This is a genomic window from Scytonema hofmannii PCC 7110 (genome assembly GCF_000346485.2).
GTDB lineage: Bacteria > Cyanobacteriota > Cyanobacteriia > Cyanobacteriales > Nostocaceae > Scytonema > Scytonema hofmannii.
Genome location: NZ_KQ976354.1, coordinates 2,360,373 through 2,376,666, shown reverse-complemented (window position 1 = coordinate 2,376,666; position 16,294 = coordinate 2,360,373). Strand labels below are relative to the sequence as shown.

Annotated in this window: 10 protein-coding genes and 1 pseudogene; 8 read left to right on the top strand and 3 right to left on the bottom strand. The window is 39.5% G+C overall.

The window, feature by feature from the left end:
• The first annotated feature begins 10 nt into the window (after window positions 1–10).
• From WA1_RS10190 to WA1_RS10175, 4 genes are all read left to right on the top strand, one after another.
• Complete coding sequence (locus tag WA1_RS10190; RefSeq protein ID WP_017743901.1) at window positions 11–1,042, top strand: glycosyltransferase; 1,032 nt, start codon at window positions 11–13, stop codon at window positions 1,040–1,042.
• A 463-nt stretch (window positions 1,043–1,505) separates the two neighbouring features.
• The gene (locus tag WA1_RS10185) at window positions 1,506–1,877 is read left to right on the top strand and encodes a Lin0512 family protein (RefSeq protein ID WP_017743900.1); all 372 of its coding nucleotides are present in this window, start codon (window positions 1,506–1,508) and stop codon (window positions 1,875–1,877) included.
• Window positions 1,878–2,586: 709 nt separating this feature from the next.
• Entirely contained in the window at window positions 2,587–3,915 is a 1,329-nt protein-coding gene (locus tag WA1_RS52540) for a CHAT domain-containing protein (protein ID WP_017743899.1), read from the top strand.
• A gap of 27 nt (window positions 3,916–3,942) precedes the next feature.
• The gene (locus tag WA1_RS10175; protein WP_017743898.1) at window positions 3,943–7,266 is read left to right on the top strand and encodes a pentapeptide repeat-containing protein; all 3,324 of its coding nucleotides are present in this window, start codon (window positions 3,943–3,945) and stop codon (window positions 7,264–7,266) included.
• Window positions 7,267–7,294: 28 nt separating this feature from the next.
• Here WA1_RS10175 and WA1_RS10170 read toward each other — a convergent pair whose 3' ends face one another.
• A complete protein-coding gene (locus WA1_RS10170; RefSeq protein WP_017743897.1) occupies window positions 7,295–7,687 on the bottom strand; it encodes a hypothetical protein in 393 nt (130 codons plus the stop codon).
• Window positions 7,688–8,156: 469 nt separating this feature from the next.
• On the opposite strand from WA1_RS10170, the gene WA1_RS10165 reads away from it, so the two are divergent.
• Together WA1_RS10165 and WA1_RS10160 are read left to right on the top strand one after the other, a co-directional pair.
• Window positions 8,157–9,506: a glutamine synthetase family protein gene (locus WA1_RS10165; protein WP_017743896.1), complete on the top strand. Its 1,350-nt coding sequence runs from the start codon at window positions 8,157–8,159 to the stop codon at window positions 9,504–9,506.
• 15 nt (window positions 9,507–9,521) lie between these two features.
• Window positions 9,522–10,631 carry an amidohydrolase family protein gene (locus WA1_RS10160; RefSeq protein WP_017743895.1) on the top strand — a complete coding sequence of 370 codons (1,110 nt, stop codon included), beginning with the start codon at window positions 9,522–9,524 and terminating at the stop codon, window positions 10,629–10,631.
• A gap of 177 nt (window positions 10,632–10,808) precedes the next feature.
• Here the strand turns inward: WA1_RS10160 and metG are convergent.
• Window positions 10,809–12,491, bottom strand: a pseudogene (gene metG, locus WA1_RS10155) (methionine--tRNA ligase); the annotation flags it as partial.
• Between the two features lie 332 nt (window positions 12,492–12,823).
• On the opposite strand from metG, the gene WA1_RS10150 reads away from it, so the two are divergent.
• A complete protein-coding gene (locus tag WA1_RS10150; protein ID WP_026134704.1) occupies window positions 12,824–13,597 on the top strand; it encodes an HMA2 domain-containing protein in 774 nt (257 codons plus the stop codon).
• Window positions 13,598–13,608: 11 nt separating this feature from the next.
• Window positions 13,609–14,007, top strand: coding sequence for a RidA family protein (locus WA1_RS10145; RefSeq protein ID WP_017743892.1), 399 nt, complete (start codon window positions 13,609–13,611; stop codon window positions 14,005–14,007).
• A gap of 1,065 nt (window positions 14,008–15,072) precedes the next feature.
• Here WA1_RS10145 and WA1_RS10135 read toward each other — a convergent pair.
• A complete protein-coding gene (locus WA1_RS10135; RefSeq protein WP_017743890.1) occupies window positions 15,073–15,867 on the bottom strand; it encodes a metallophosphoesterase family protein in 795 nt (264 codons plus the stop codon).
• Window positions 15,868–16,294: the final 427 nt, after the last annotated feature.

The following is a 16,294-nucleotide window of genomic DNA, read 5'->3' as shown; positions in this document are numbered from 1 at the left end:
AAATGAATATATGCCACCCCTCGTTTCAGTCATTATTCCGTGCTTTAATACAGAAAGATGGATAGCAGAAGCAATTGATAGCTGCTTGCAACAAACATACTCAAATATAGAGATTATTGTTGTTGATGATGGTTCAACGGATAATTCGTTAGAAATTATCAAAAGCTATGGGAAAAAAGTGATTTGGCAAAGTGTTAACCACAGAGGAGGAAATTACGCTAGAAACAAAGGCTTAGCCTTATCAAAAGGCAAGTATATTCAGTATTTAGATGCAGATGATTACATCTTGCCCAATAAAATAGAAAGGCAAGTATCTTTCCTTGAAGAAACAGAAGCCGATGTTGTTTATGGTGATTGGAGATATCGGCATCATTTACCTGATGGTACAAGTTTTTTGGATAATATCGAACGCCCTGGAACACAAGCAGATATTATTGAATCTTTACTTGCTGATTGGTGGACTGCGGTTGCTTCCTTACTTTATAGTAGAACTGCTGTTGAGAGAATCGGTGGTTGGGATGAAAATTTAAAAGCTGCACAGGATAGAGATTTTTTCTTATCAGTAGTTCTTCAAGATGCTAAAGTTGCCTATCAACCGGGCTGTCATGCCATTTACAGACGATATGGAAATGTCACAGTCTCGACTCGCTCTAAACCTCTTTGGATAGAAAGTCACCGTTCAGTATTGATTAAAGCAGAACAAAAACTGACGCAACTCAACCAACTTTCTATCAAGTACCGTTATGCCTTAGCTAAATGTTATTTTGACTTGTCTAGGGAAGCACTGCAGATTGATGACTATTCAAAATATTTACAGTTGTTAGAAGAGGCTTTAATTATCTTTCCTGAGTTCAAGCGAGAAAATGGCAGGTCATCTTACCATTTCATTCAATCCATTTGTGGTTTTCGCCTGACTGAAAGTATTGTTTGTCGTCTTTTATTAACCAAAAAGGTGATTGATTCAGTTATGCTGCAGATACAAGCAATACACGACCATTGGTTAGCTTCTCAGTCTACCAGTTCACGCAGGCTAGTGCAGTAAGCGCGAAAATAACTATCCAGTTGGAAAAGCATGATTACTGATGCGTGTCAACTTTATTCCCTTCAGACGCGAGCATAGCTCCTAAGAATAGCAAATCTTGTCAAAAAGACTCGTTTACCGCTACACACAGATTATCGAGCATCAAAATTATCCAGTCTGGCTACTCCAAAGGATCGAGTCTAAGCGTTGAAAACTAGGGCGTTGCTGAATCAAGGTATGAATCCTAGTTAAACCCTTCAGATTTGCCCTCACCCTAGCCCTCTCCCTTTGGGAGAGGGGACAAGAATTCTAGCTCCCGAATCCCTTTGGGAGAAGGGTTGGGGTGATGGGTAATTCATACTGTTATTCAGCAACGCCTACGCACCAAATTCCTCACAGACTTACCCCATTTTCAATCATGAATCTAGTAGGCTAGTTTGAGAAACAAAATCCAGCATTTTTTTAACTACCAAGGTAGGTCATCATGGCACGCAAACGCTTAATTATTGAAATGGGGATGGGTATTGACCAACACGGACAAGAACCAACTGTCGCAGCAGCAAGGGCTGTGAGAAATGCGATCGCACACAATGCCTTACCTGGAGTTTGGGAAGTTGCTGGATTGAGCGATCCAAATGAAATGATAGTTGAGGTACAGGTTGCTGTTCCCTATCCCGAACAGGTGAGAGAAGAAGAAGTCTTGGCTGTGCTACCCTTTGGGCGGAAAACACTGAAAGTAGAGCCTGGGGGAATGATTGTTCAGGGTAAAGCCATTGCGGTACTTAATGATAAAAATGATGAAATGTTAATCGCAATTGCGGCTGTAACCGTTCTGGTGGAATCAGCTGACCAGTGACCAGTGGATTTAAACCTGTCATGAGGCGTTTTGGCATGGCTACTCCGGACAGTCTAGATTCATTTCTTCATCATAGGCAATTCAAAAATTGAAATTTAAATTAAAAATTACAAATTGACTGTTTTAAATTAATGACTGTCTGCTAAATTAATGAATAGTTTTTTTTGTAATATACAACTTAGTGCATTTTTATACTAAAAATACTGTTTATTTGTAACAAACTTATTTCCTTGCCACCAGAAGATTACTTAAAAGCGTAGGTAGAGCTAAAGACCACCAACATCAAATTACGAAGATTGTTAATTTTAGAGTCCCGAAGAGAGTTACTCCCTTTCCGCTCTCAAATTACCGATCTTTGTAGGTAGGGCTAAAGCCCACCAATAGCCAACGGCGGGCTTTAGCCCTACCTACCTGTTTAGGTAATCTTCTGGCGGTTCGGGAGTAATTAAAATTGTACCAAATCAATGATTCATCAAAAAGTTATATTCTTAACTAATTTTTCTAAAAAATACGGAAAATACTTAGATTCTGGCATTTATTGAAAAATTTGATAATTTAGTAATAAGAGTAAAATTACTTAGGCAATTTGATAATCCCATTTATAATAAAGAAAACTTAATATGTTGATTCACAACGACTACTTCACGTTCGAGTCAGCTATACAACTCATGCTAGATACAGTGATAGTCTCCGGAAATCTAAATTTCTAATGAGTAATCATCCCAATCAACCCCGGAAAGTTTTACTTTTGTCAGCAAATCCTACAGGTAGCAGCCAGCTTCGTCTGAGTGAGGAGATGCGCGAAATTAAAGAGGGATTGAAACGCTCAACAATGCGGGATCAGTATTTAATAGTTACGGCGGAAGCTGTACGATACACGGACATACATAGATCTCTTTTGGACTATGAACCGCATATCATTCACTTTTCGGGGCATGGGGTGCAAGAAGAAGGTTTAGTATTTGAAGACGAGTTAGGTCAAATCAAGTTAGTGAGTGCAGAAGCATTGGCAGAATTGTTTCAACTGTTTGCTGACCAAGTGGAATGTGTTGTCCTTAATGCCTGTTATTCAGAGATGCAGGCTCATGCGATCGCAAAACATATTAAGTACGTGATTGGTATGAGCTTAGAAATCAGGGATACGGATGCTATTAAATTTTCTATTGGCTTTTACGATGCATTATGGTCTGGTAAAACTGTTGACTTTGCTTACAAACTTGGTTGTTCGCTCATGAAAATAGCAGATTTTCCAGCCAACGTGGCTCCTACATTAATCACTAACTCTAGGACTTCATCTTCTCCAATTCCTTTAAGAAATCAAAATCAACAAACATCCTACTTAGGTAAGACTATTCTTTTACAAAGACCTAACTCTAACAAGACTGATAATTCCTCATTAGTCTGTCAAAATATAGGTGATTTAAATTCTGAGGAGAACGATAGTAATATAAAGTTTTTACTTATGAAAATTCACATAGAACCTGTAGACTCGCAAAAAGTTAATTTATATATCATTGCAAATTTTAGCGAGCAACGGATCGAGGTGAATGGTGTTACAATTTGGTTTGGGTTGAAGCGGGGACAACTAAAACTGTACTTAAAAAACGGCATTATCCCTATTGAATCCGTAGATACATCTCAGTTCGTAAATTGTCAGGTTGATATGTCAGGAGGAGTAGAAAATGATATATGTTGGACTTTCCAAGCAAATACAACACAAAATGGTACACTTAAATGCTTAATTAATCGAGTTAAGTTGGGAACTGTAGTTAAAAGCAAAAGTATGCAGCAAACAACATCGCAGCAACCTGTCGATACAGAAGATAGTACAATATGCTCTATAAAAGCAACCTTTGAAGCTAGCTCCACCACAGATTTCTGCATAACTGAAATGGAAAACGAGAATGAAGAAAAGAACTTGCTTTTGGGGTTATTTAGAAATAAAAAGAAAAAAGCAGTTGTTGAAAGGTTAATTCTTCTTAATTATTTAAAACCACGACTGAAACCTTGCATAGTTCAAGCAGAGTTTAATGTTTAAGCAACCTACGGCTAGAAAAGGAATTCTATGAATAAGGAACCATCTTTGCCAGATTTGTTGCAAGATTTAGCCCAAACAGAAACAAATCAATTTTCTGAATTAGTGCAAATTGCTGGTCTCAACCTGCATAAAGATTTTGAAGGTATTGACTTAAGTGGCGAAGACTTAAGCGAAGATAATTTGAGTCAGGCAAATCTAAGTTTTGCTAACTTAAGCGATACCAACTTAAGAAGTACGAATCTAAGTGGTGCTAACTTAAAAGGTGCCAACTTAAGTGGCGCTAATCTAAGAAATGCAAATTTAAGCCATGCAGATCTGAGTGGTGCTAATCTCAGTGATGCTCATCTTGTTGGTGTTAATTTAAATAATGCTATTCTCTATCAAGCTAATCTAAATGGGGCTAATTTAAAAAGTGTTGATTTGACCAATACCGATTTGAGCGGTGCCAATTTTAGGGATGCAAACCTTAAAGACACTAAGCTGAAAAATCCTTCTCATTTAGTCACCGATTCTGTCATTACAATAAAAGAAAAGGCTTTCGATCCTTTTTTAGAAGCGGACAAAGAAATAACACAAGCAATTGCAGATTTATTTGGTCAGGAAACGATTCTAGATGATGTTTGTAAGGAAATTCAAGAATTACTAAGTTTTGACTTTGTTAGCATATCATTAGTTATACCCGAACAAAATACAATTGAGGCAGTATACGGAATTGGTATTGCAGGAAGATGGGTCGATCAGGCAAGACATTATCTTAATGCCGACAAAGATATCAGAGATATTCAAGCAGATATTGTTGATACTTGTCACACTGAAATCATCTCTGGATGGGATAGGCGATTCGATCGCTGGATTTATGAAAACTTTCAACATGACCAACTCAATCGGATTTTTTCACCTATTTTCTTAGTTCATGATGAGCAAGGAAAGGAAATTGAAAATTGGTTTGAAAATTATGAATGGGATAAAAATTTTATTCCCAGTCCAGTCCAGGGAGAAGGCAATAATAGAGTTATCCGGATGCAGCCATTACCCGGTGGTTTCCCACCTGTGGTTATCGGTACAGTCGAAGCTGGTTATGAAAACACTAGCAGACCAATTACATACGAACAAGCAACACATCTTGCCAAGTTGATTGCACGACGAGCATTAGATATTCGTCGTGGTAGTTTACGTTACGTATTAAAAATTATTGCTGAAAATGCAAAACGCATTTTTCATGCTGACTTAGCCACATTGCATTTCTTATGGGAACCACAGGAAGAACGTTACATCTACGAAGTGTTGGCTGGCGATCCCGGTAATATTCCCTTAAAACGCTTTTCTCCTCGTAAATATGGGGTTGGATGGCGAAGTATTTTTGAAGGAAAGCTTCAGTACGTCACATACTTATCTTCTGTTCATAAAAACTCAGAAGTAGATTTTAGCCCAGTTGCGCTTGAAAGAGGAACAAAGACTTACGCCGCTTTTCCATTACTTATCAATGATAAATACAAGGTCATACCACGGATAATTGCAACTCCTACCAAGCAAGGGAGTAGCGTAGAACGGGAACAGCATCTGATTCCTGTAGGAGTTTTGTATGTTCATTTCCGCTATGAACATCAATTTATTGAGGAACTCAGCCGTCAGGGAGAGTATTTTGCTAACAAAGCTGTTGATGCGATTTGGCACATTACAATACATCAAAAAATGCGTGAAGAAGCGCGACAGTTAGCCACTCTTCAATGTGTGACGCAATCTCTCAGTCAAATAGAAAATGATTTGCTAAGTCATATTGCTTGGTATACCCTGAATGTACTGGCAGCAGATTTAGTTGTTATTTACGAATATATTCAGACGGAAAAACAATTTCTCTCTCCACCTAGCCTTGCGGGGAGGTTGATTCAAGAAGATGCAATGGAATCGGAAGTTCCCGAACAAAGTGTGCCTTTTTTACTGATTCAACATGAAACAAATATTTATGTTTCAAATATTTCTCAAGAACCTATTTTTAAAAATTCACTTTTTACTCAAAGAGAAAAAATACAATCGGTCGCGGGTATTTTGTTGAGAGTCGATAAAGATGTTGTTGGAGTTATGTTCATTAACTACCGACGCTCTCACATTTTTTTAAATGAAGAAAAACAAATTATTAGCTCCATTGCGTCTTCTGCAGCAAGCTCTATCAAAAATCAACGTTGGTTGCAAACATTAGATAGTATTGAGCGAGAAATCATAACAACTTTAGATTGGGAGCAACTGCAGGAATTAATTGTGCAAAAAGCAGTACAAAATACAGGTGCCGATATAGGAGTGATTAGCATCGTTGAACCCACAACTCAAGACCTTGTTGCCAAAGCTAGATATCCTGCTCATAAGCAAATTGAAAATGCACTCTTGAATATTAAAATGGGCGAAGGAGTTAGTGGTTGGGTAGCAATGCATCGCAAGGCAGCATTAGTAAATGATGTTGAAATAGATGAACGCTACATATGCTATTTTGCTGACAGCCGTTCTGAACTTTGCGTACCTCTTTTAGATAAAGATTGCCAGACACTTGGCGTGCTGAATGTAGAAAGTCGTCAAAAAGCAAAATTTAAACAAAAAGACTTGGGGAGGCTGGAATTCCTGGCTGGTTTGGCGGTTATTGCGATTCAGAATGCACAGAATGCAGAAAAAAAAGAGCAAAAGGGTATAAAGGAAGTATTAACTAGCGTTGGAAATGTCTCTGGCAAAGTTCTCAACAAAATGAATACTGGCATTAGCACCGTCGAAGGATTGTTACGAGAGATTGTTAGCGGTTTAAATGAAAACAATGTTGAAGCAAGCAAAAATAGAGGAAATACTGCTCTAAGTTTTGTAGACCAAATGAGCCAAACTTTAAAAGGTCTCAAGATCGCTCAAGAGGAGAAACCTCAACCTCTCGATCTTCATAAGATAGTAGATATGGCTCTAAGTGAAATTCCACAACTCCATGAAGTCAAGCTATCTATTAATGTTCCAATTGACTTGCCCAAAGTGTTAGGTGGCGAACAGCAATTGCTGAGTATTTTTTACCACCTCATACAAAATGCTCTGGATGCAATGCCAAATGGTGGCACATTATCTCTCAATGCCACAACTGTAGAATTAGAGGGCAAATTTTGGGTGGAAGTCAAAGTTTCTGATACGGGCTTGGGGATCGCACCAGATAAGTTCAACGAGATTTTTCAACTTGGGTTTACAACCAAAAGCGATCGCGGAAACATAGGTTTGGGTTTATGGTTGACTAAACTCCAAGTCGAGGCTTTGGGCGGAATTTTAAAATTTGACAGTTCCCCCAATGAAGGTTCACAATTTACAGTCACATTACGAGCATATAAACAGTGACCAGTGACCAGTGACCAGTGACCAATGCTTAAAACTTGGAGAGTGGTAAGCGAATACCGGATTCAAGGGGAGGCACTTTATAGTAATTAGCTGCTTCAGCAGGTTTAGATTCTTCGTTTTGCGGCTGTTCTAGTTTAGAACAGAGCTTGAGATTAGCCGCAGGATCTTTAAGAAAGTCTAGTGGAGCAATATCTTTACATTTTTTTTCACGCACCAACCCAATAGAACTAGAGAACGATCCTCGATTGTTAATTCGCGTATTACCTATCTGGTTTTCTATGGAGGCTGGCTTGACAATCAGAAGAGAAGCTTGACCTGGATTTATTGTAGGGGTCGAAACATTCTCTTCATTCGCGTAGACAGGATGAGCCATAGCGATCGCACTCATGATAACAAGTAAGGCTGGTAGTGAGCATTTCATAATTTAATCTCCCATGAGGATGCTTGCCTTACAATAGCAACAGCATGTATGGCAAGCTTTCCGGTAATTTAGAAAAAGAAAAAAGTAATCGAGCAAAATTGTGCAGAAGATAAGCCAAGCCTAACATACTTAGAGATCCATTGTCAGGATTTAAGCTAAAGATTTTACACAATTTTCATCAGTGGTGGGAAATATCCTTGGAATTAGGGACTTTCAAATAAAAAAATGTCCCAAAATTTCTTGTGGTGCGGGCATCTTGCCCGCCATTAATAAAAGACGGGCGAGGACGCCCATCCCACATTCCGGGGAGAATTTATTTTTTGCAATCATAGCTGTTAGGCAAGCGAAATACGAAGTAGTTCATCCTTAGCACGCCCAAAAATATAAATTAATTGCTATTTCTTGAAAAAATTCATAATTAATGCTGAGGTGGTCATAGATGATGCGTTAAAAAACTTGCCAAATAGTAATGGTTGAAAAAAATAATTTTCAAGAAACACGTAAGTTTCTTGAAGAAACTAGGGTTAAATTCGTGCGATTTCTTTGGTGTGATAATGCCAACATTATCCGTGGCAAAGCCGTACATATAGATATGCTATCTCACTACTTTGAGCATGGGGTGGGGATTTCCGTAGGTCAACAGGGAGTTCCTGTGATGTATGATGCAGTTGTCCCAGAAACTGATTTAGGTCCAGTCGGTGAAATTCGCCTAGTACCAGATTGGTCTAGCCTGAAACCCTTGCCTTATGCCCCCGGTCATGCTCGTGCTATGGGCAACATGGTACTCAATGGTTCTGCTTGGGCGTTATGCCCGCGAAATTTCTTAAAGCGGATGATTGCCGCAGCCAAATCTCAAGGTTTGGAAGTGCGGGCAGCTTTTGAAAATGAGTTTTACTTGGTGCGGCAAACACCTGATGGTATTATTCCTGCTGATTCCACAGTGTTCGCCTCAACTCAGGCAATGGATCTCAACCATGAAGTCATTAATGCGATCGCTGATGCACTCATAGCCCAAGGTATACCTGTAGAACAGTATTATCCAGAATCTGGCCCCGGTCAGCATGAAATTTCCATGCGCTACACCGATGCTTTGCAAGCAGGTGATTGGCAGATTGCTTTTCGAGAAACTGTCAAAGCGATCGCCTACCGCCACAACCTCACCGCTTCCTTCTTACCCAAAATCTTCAGCGATGCGGCGGGTAGTGGTTGTCACATCCATTTTAGCCTTTGGCGTGATGAAAAAAACCTCTTAGGCGATCCCCAAGGTATCTGTGGTCTATCTCCGATAGCATTACAATTTATCGCTGGCATCCTGCACCATCTTCCAGCACTGATGGCACTAACGACTCCAAGTACTAATTCTTATCGTCGCATTCGTCCTCATAGTTGGAGTGGTGCTTTTCGCTGTTGGGGATTAGATAATCGGGAAGCATCTGTGAGAGTTCCCAGTGACCCTAGCTTGAACTGTCCCAGCCACTTGGAATTGAAGACTGTGGATGCCTCAGCTAATCCTTACTTAGCATTAGGTGCAGTCATTGCCGCCGGACTTGATGGCGTGCAGCGTCGTCTGACACCTGGAAACCCTGTGAATCAAGACCCCGGATATTTATCATTGGAAGAACGTCATTCTCATGGAATAGATTCATTACCAGATAATCTAGGGCAAGCGATCGCTCACCTCCAGCAAAACGATATCCTATTAACAGCTTTAAATCCCCAATTAGCGCAAGCTTTCTTAGCAGTGCGTCAAGCAGAGTGGCAAGCTATGAAAGATTGGGAATTAAAAACAGAAGTCAACACATTATTAGAGAAATATTAACGATATTTAACTTCCATGAATTTAGCTGATATTCCTTTAATTGACCAACACGCCCACAACATATTAAAACCAGAAGCAGCTGCCCAATATCCTTATGCATCTGCTTTTACTGAAAGCTATCATCCAGAAATTATCAACTACCATGCCCGCTACACGTTTTTTTATCGGCGTAGTTTGCGCGAGATTGCGGCTTTGTTGAACTGTGAAGCTGAAGAAACAGCAATTTTGGCAAGACGAGAAAGTTTAGGGTTAGAAGAACTCACACAGATTTATTTTCACGCGGCCAATCTAGAGGAGATTTATTTGGATGATGGTTTACAACCAGAAACTATCCTACCTCTGTCGTGGCATGAAAGCTTTATTTCTGTGCGACGAATTCTGAGACTAGAAATGTTAGCAGAACAGCTAATTCCACAATCACCTGATTTTACGACTTTCCTAGCCAGATTCAACAGCGAACTCGATCCGCCACCACCAGGGGTCGTTGCTTTTAAAAGTATTGCCTGTTATCGGACTGGCTTGGATATTCAACCTGTAGCTGAAGAGGTGGCTGTGGCTCATTTTCATAACCTCAAACAAAAATTTCCAACTCAACCAGTGCGACTCACAGATAAACCCCTGATTGATTTTTTGTTGCAACAGGCATTATTGGTAGCGGCAAAATATTGCCTCCCAGTGCAATTACATACTGGCTATGGCGATCCCGACTTGGATTTACGATTGGCTAATCCCTTATATTTGCGTCATTTACTAGAGTCACCACAGTACAGCCGCGTACCCATAGTATTGCTACATGCTTCCTATCCTTATATGCGGGAAGCTAGTTATTTGGCTTCTGTGTATCCTCAAGTTTATTTAGATTTTGGTCTGGTAGTACCCTTTTTAAGCGTATCTGGAATGCGGGAAGCCATCAGACAGTTATTAGAATTAGCTCCCACTACCAAACTCATGTATGCTTCTGATGCTCACTCAATTCCAGAATTGTATTACTTGGGTGCAAAATGGGGCCGTCAACTGTTAGGAGAAGTTCTATGGCAAGCAGTTACAGATTCTGACATTTCTGTTGCTGAAGCTGAGCAGATTGCTGTCACAATTTTACGTGAAAATGCTTTACTTCTTTATTGAGTGTGCGTAAAACCCATCAGCACACTAACAGCCAGAAAATGCTGTATTTCTAGAAAAAGAATGGAAGGGAGCCGTTCACTCCCAATACTTGTCGGTTAAGGATAGTTGAGGTGCCAGAACCCCGGTATCTTAAAGATACCGGGGTTCTCGTTTTCTCTTAACCGAGCAGTATTGCGTTCACTCCCTCATACCAAATCTGGCTGATAACTCTTGAACTTCTTCCTCCTCCAACTTACGAAACAGTGGTGAGATCGCATGAATTTCATGACCTGGAGACAAAGCTTCAAAATTTACACTTTCGCTAATCTTTGTCATTCTGTCAATCTCAGACAAATGTAGTGCATCAAATAACTTTACCGAGGTAAAGGGAATAATTGGTGCAGAAACCAGGGCGTAAATTCTGATTAAATGAAGACAAGCCCTTACCACTTGAGCAGCACCTTCACGGTCTACTTTAATCACCTTCCAAGGTGCTGCTGCATCAATATACTGATTTCCAACAGACCATAAGGAACAAAGAGCTTCTACTGCCTTCCGAAACTCCATATTCTTTAAAGAATTGCAGTATTGGTTGACAAGTAATTTGCAGGTATTTTGTAACTCCTGTTCTTTTAAACCAAAACAGCCATCTTCTGGAACAGTCGCATCAAAATAATTGACAGTAAACTTGAGAGTTCGATTCACAAAATTGCCTAATGTATCAGCCAACTCTTTATTAACCTTAACTTGAAATAACTCCCAAGTAAAAGCAGAATCAGCAGATTCAGGAATCATCGACAAAAGGCTATATCGCCAATAATCCGCTTCATAAAGCGAGAGTGCTTGGTCTAAAAAAATCCCTCGTTTTGCACTAGTGGAGAACTTTCCACCATAATATGTCAGCCAGTTAAATCCTCTAATTTGGTCAGCTAGTTTCCAGTTTTCTCGCGTACCCAAAATCATTGCTGGAAACATAATAGTATGGAATGGCAAGTTATCCTTAGCCATAAATTGTACATACTTGGTACTTTCTGAATCGCGCCACCAAGTCTCCCAATCTTGACTATGTTCTATACCCCATGCTTTGGTTGCAGAAATATATCCTATGGGGGCGTCAAACCAGACATAAAACACTTTTCCTTCAAATCCCGGACGAGGTACAGGAACTCCCCAAGCTATATCGCGGGTGATACACCTGTCTTTTAGCCCTTCATTCAACCACTTCATTGCAATTGATTTGGTGAGATTAGACCAATTTGGATGTGCTTCAACCCACGCTTTTACCTCATCCACAAGTGCAGAAAGTTTTAAGAATAAATGCTTGGTTTTTCGGACTTCCAAACGCTTGCTTCCGGAAATTGCCGAACGCGGTTCTATTAAATCAGGTGGGTCAAGTAATGATGTACAATTTTCACACTGGTCACCTCTGGCTGATTGATATCCGCAGTGAGGACAAGTTCCAATAATATATCTATCTGGCAAAAAGCGCTCGTCGTCAAGAGAGTAGACAAGGCTCATCTCTCGTTCTTCGATCAAACCGTTTTTGTTCAGAGATTGATAGAAATGCTGAGTTAACTCGTGGTTTTCAACTGAGGAGTTGCGACCAAAATAATCAAACGATAAACCAAGATTTCTGTAAATTTCTGCTTGGACTTCGTGCATTCTTTGGCAGAAAGTCTCTACATCCAGCCCTGCTTCCGAAGCTGCTATCTCAGTTGGTGTACCGTGTTCGTCAGTAGCACAGATGAAGAGAACGGTTTCGCCTTCTTGCCTCAAGAAACGAGCGTAAACATCTGCAGGAAGCATGGAACCAACAAAATTCCCCAAGTGCTTGATGCCATTAATATAAGGCAGTGCGCTGGTAATTAAGTACTTAACCTTGCTGTCATCGTTACTGTTAAGCGTTACTGATGGAGTGGAGAATTTACGGTCACCTCAATAAAAACTTGATGTATGAATTTATATGACTTCTATAATACACGCTGTTTGCGAAATTGCATACTGAATTAAGGGCGTTGCTGAATCAAGCTATGAACCTAGTTAAACCCTTAAGATTTGCCCTCACCCTAGCCCTCTCCCAAAGGGAGAGGGGACAAGAATTCTAGCTCCCGAATCCCTTTGGGAGAAGGTTGGGGATGAGGGTAATTCATACTGTGTGTGTGTAAGGTGGAATATACTTAAGTTATGACTCACCTTCATTAATCTTGTCACAAATGACAATTACTGTCAGCAAAAGGGGCGATTTAAGCACTCAGTTAAAACTGCCTTCTGAATCAATTGCTGAGTGGATACAAAGTGATTTTTTGCTCAAAGCGAGTCGAGCAGAACTTCTTGCTGTTAAAAAATCAGTCAGTTTTTGGAAAACACAGGGATTCAATTTCATTTCTATCCTAATGGGTCTACTTATCATTAGGATTCTGAGAATCAACGGTTGGGCAGCAATTCCAGTCTGCTTAATGATGGTAAGTGCAACTCGTCAAGAAATTTCTCCTAAACCTACTTCGAGTCAGGGTCATAAAGATTTATCACACCCTTCCAAGGTTGATTGCAGTGTTGTTCATGCGATCCCAGGACGAGTTAGATTCAACGTTCCCTTGATTGCCCAAGATTCTGGATACGCGCAGCAGCTAGAAAAACTGCTGAAAGAAGATCAACAAGCAACAAGCGTTCGGATGAATCGTGATGCAGCATCCATAGTTGTTAATTACAAACCTAACACAATTTTAGATTCGCGAATGCGATCGCACGTAGCTAGTTTGATTCAGTTTGCTAAAGATGCAGTGGTGACGGCAAACTTCACAACACCATCAATCCTCCTTACTTGCTCAATAGAAGTCCGACAAGCCACTGTTTCATCAGACAGTTGCTGTTTGTTAAAAAGTAAAACAGGAAAACCACTCAAAGGTGGCGCATTAGGAGCAAGAAGTTATAGACTTGACCGACTTGGTATATTGGTTTCATGCCATAGTTATCCAAACATTAACTAAACTCAACGACAATGACAGATCTTTCTGATGCTATCGAATATTTGGCTTCCACAGAGACAGAATCTCTCAATCTTCCTTTTCCTGAAGCCGTGCGTGTTGGTCATATGCTTTATCTGTCTGGGGTCATTGGTAACATCCCAGGTACGAAAGAACTTGCTTCTGGAGGCGTCACATCTGAAACAAAGCAGACTATGGAAAATATTAAACGTATTCTGGAAAGATATGGGTCATCTCTCAACCAAGTCGTTAAAGTGACGGTGATACTTGCAGATATAAAAGAATGGAACGCAGTGAATGAAGTTTATGTTACCTACTTTTCTAAAGACCGCCTTCCTGCAAGAACCGCCTTTGAAGCTAGTAAATTGATTCTAGATGCACGAGTAGAAATGGAGTGCATAGCAGTAGTTTAGTAATTTCTCTTTAATAAGGTTTTTTCTTTCATTCTGGTGTATAAAAGTACATAATGGCTACTTAAGTTAGTAGAGTTGACTATAAAGGAAGTAGCAGAGTGTTTTCTCTAGAGATGTAACAGGTACGCACTATTTCAACTTCTAGAGCATTGGTACAGTAATCTCGAAAACCCAGTTTCTTTGTAGAGACGCACTGAATGAAAGCGTCTGTACGCCTACGAGATCTCAAGCGTTACAGCAGACAGAAACCGGGTTTTTTGCCCCCATCTTGACTATTTTATCGGCGCTCTAGGAAGCGACACCCATAACTTGTGAGATAAAAGATGTCCAAGTCACCATGTCCTATTTAATTTTTTATCCAATACATAATTTAACAATAAAGCCAAGGGGAAGTAGCAAAAAAGTTAAGAAGAAAGATAATCTAACATCTTTGAAGAGAGCATAGATTATAATCAACAGTACGAAAAAAGGAAAAACTAATTTAGAAGAATATGACACTATCTGCGTTAATGTTATTTGATTTACTAATGCAACTAGTCTCATACTCTCCTGCATTAATAACTCACCTAGCATTATAACTATGCTTGGAAAATTCAGCACAATAATAAAGCTGAATAAGCCAAGCAAGTAATAGATATACTTGCCACTAAAACTCCCAGACTTATATAGCCCTGTCTTGGTTTTCATATAAATATACCTGTTGCGAATAGACAATGATGCGTTGACTATGGATTACTGCTTATAAGTATTAAGACAAAATTAATTACACAAAACTCGACCAGAAACCCATGTCTAACCTAGAACCTAATGTGTAATTATTTCTGTCCGATTACTTAATTTCGTGCATTCTTTGGTAGAGCATTTATGAAAGGTTAAGATACGACTGCTAACTTCAAGAATTAGCGTTCAAATTAACCTAATAGAAGAACTTTAGCGGTATTCCGAAGAGATAGATGTAAAGATTATGTGGAATTTTCCCTGAATTGTAAGTTTTATACAAAGTCTTCCAAAGAATTTTCATTACCATTACTTGGTTATCATTTGCATTCGAGCGCTACCTATCGCTCACTTTGCTACCATAACAACAACCCGAGTATCCACATTCAGCACTTGAATTCCTTTAGACAGAGCAGTCATAGGCACTGTCCAATGGGAATGACCGCAAATCACTAAGAAATTATTTCCCCTAACAAGTTCAGCACGTATAGATTCATTGCCCACTAACTTAGCGTTTACGTCGTTAGGACCTTCATGTAGTACAAAAATATCTGGTGACTCATTGAGGAGTTGTGTGAGCAGTTTTCTAAAATCTTTTTCCGATCGACGGAAAGGTTTGGTTGCTTTGCCAATAATACCTGAAATTCCAGCGATACGCAGTCCATCAAGACAGGTGATATGACCATCTAAATAATTTATACCTCTGCCGTCTTGAAAAGCTCTAATTTCCTGTTGTGTTCTACCAAAACTGTCATGATTTCCCCCTACCCCAGCAGTCCAACGAAAACGTTGACGAAATGCTTGCCACACGTCACGGACATCACCTACACCACCACGCTTATCTACCTTTGCGTAAAAATCCCCCGCTAAAATTACACCTGTTTCTCTTAGCGGCGGAATTTTGCCCAAATCAGCCAACGTATCTAATTCTTCATTGACAAGATGACCTAGAAGGCGTTGGTTTTTTTGATCGATACCTTGCAAGTCGCTTGTCGCAACAATCGCCTCCAACCCATCCGGTAGTGAGTCAACATGAGCTAATAAAACAGGCAACACTTTATTAACCACACCTAAGCCGTTAGGTGAGTGGGTAATAAACGGTATGTGATGAATAACTTGGTCAGAGATAGAGAGGATTCGCATTGTTCATTCCGACACCCACAAATATTGTATGCCGTACTATTTCACCGCTTAACAATTTATGTGAGTTCTATACATAATTCTAAAATCCCTACACAATAGGTCGTTTGTCTATAAGTTGTTACACATGTTTATAAATTTTTATTTTGAGTCTTTTTCATTCCGACTGCCTTGTTTCTAGAAAGTCATTAAGAATAAAATACTTTTTTGAAGTTTTGGCAAACAAGATCAGTAATACTACTGTGTCCATTTATGTATAACCTTTGAAAAGTCAAAATATAAATAATTATCACTGTTTGATATAGCTTTTCTTAAGTCTTTTTTAAGACAAACTAAGTATTTATACGATGTCAAATTGATGTTTTAATGTGACAATGTAACTAATACAGGTGAAAGCTCAAAGTTTTTCAATGTTTACGTGAAGTCGCAT

Coding starts and splice junctions, on each gene's coding strand:
- WA1_RS10165 (WP_017743896.1), top strand. CDS start 8,157: ATGGTTGAAAAAAATAATTTTCAAGAAACACGTAAGTTTCTTGAAGAA.
- WA1_RS10150 (WP_026134704.1), top strand. CDS start 12,824: ATGACAATTACTGTCAGCAAAAGGGGCGATTTAAGCACTCAGTTAAAA.
- WA1_RS10135 (WP_017743890.1), bottom strand. CDS start 15,867: ATGCGAATCCTCTCTATCTCTGACCAAGTTATTCATCACATACCGTTT.
- WA1_RS10185 (WP_017743900.1), top strand. CDS start 1,506: ATGGCACGCAAACGCTTAATTATTGAAATGGGGATGGGTATTGACCAA.
- WA1_RS10145 (WP_017743892.1), top strand. CDS start 13,609: ATGACAGATCTTTCTGATGCTATCGAATATTTGGCTTCCACAGAGACA.
- WA1_RS10160 (WP_017743895.1), top strand. CDS start 9,522: ATGAATTTAGCTGATATTCCTTTAATTGACCAACACGCCCACAACATA.
- WA1_RS52540 (WP_017743899.1), top strand. CDS start 2,587: ATGAGTAATCATCCCAATCAACCCCGGAAAGTTTTACTTTTGTCAGCA.
- WA1_RS10175 (WP_017743898.1), top strand. CDS start 3,943: ATGAATAAGGAACCATCTTTGCCAGATTTGTTGCAAGATTTAGCCCAA.
- WA1_RS10190 (WP_017743901.1), top strand. CDS start 11: ATGCCACCCCTCGTTTCAGTCATTATTCCGTGCTTTAATACAGAAAGA.
- WA1_RS10170 (WP_017743897.1), bottom strand. CDS start 7,687: ATGAAATGCTCACTACCAGCCTTACTTGTTATCATGAGTGCGATCGCT.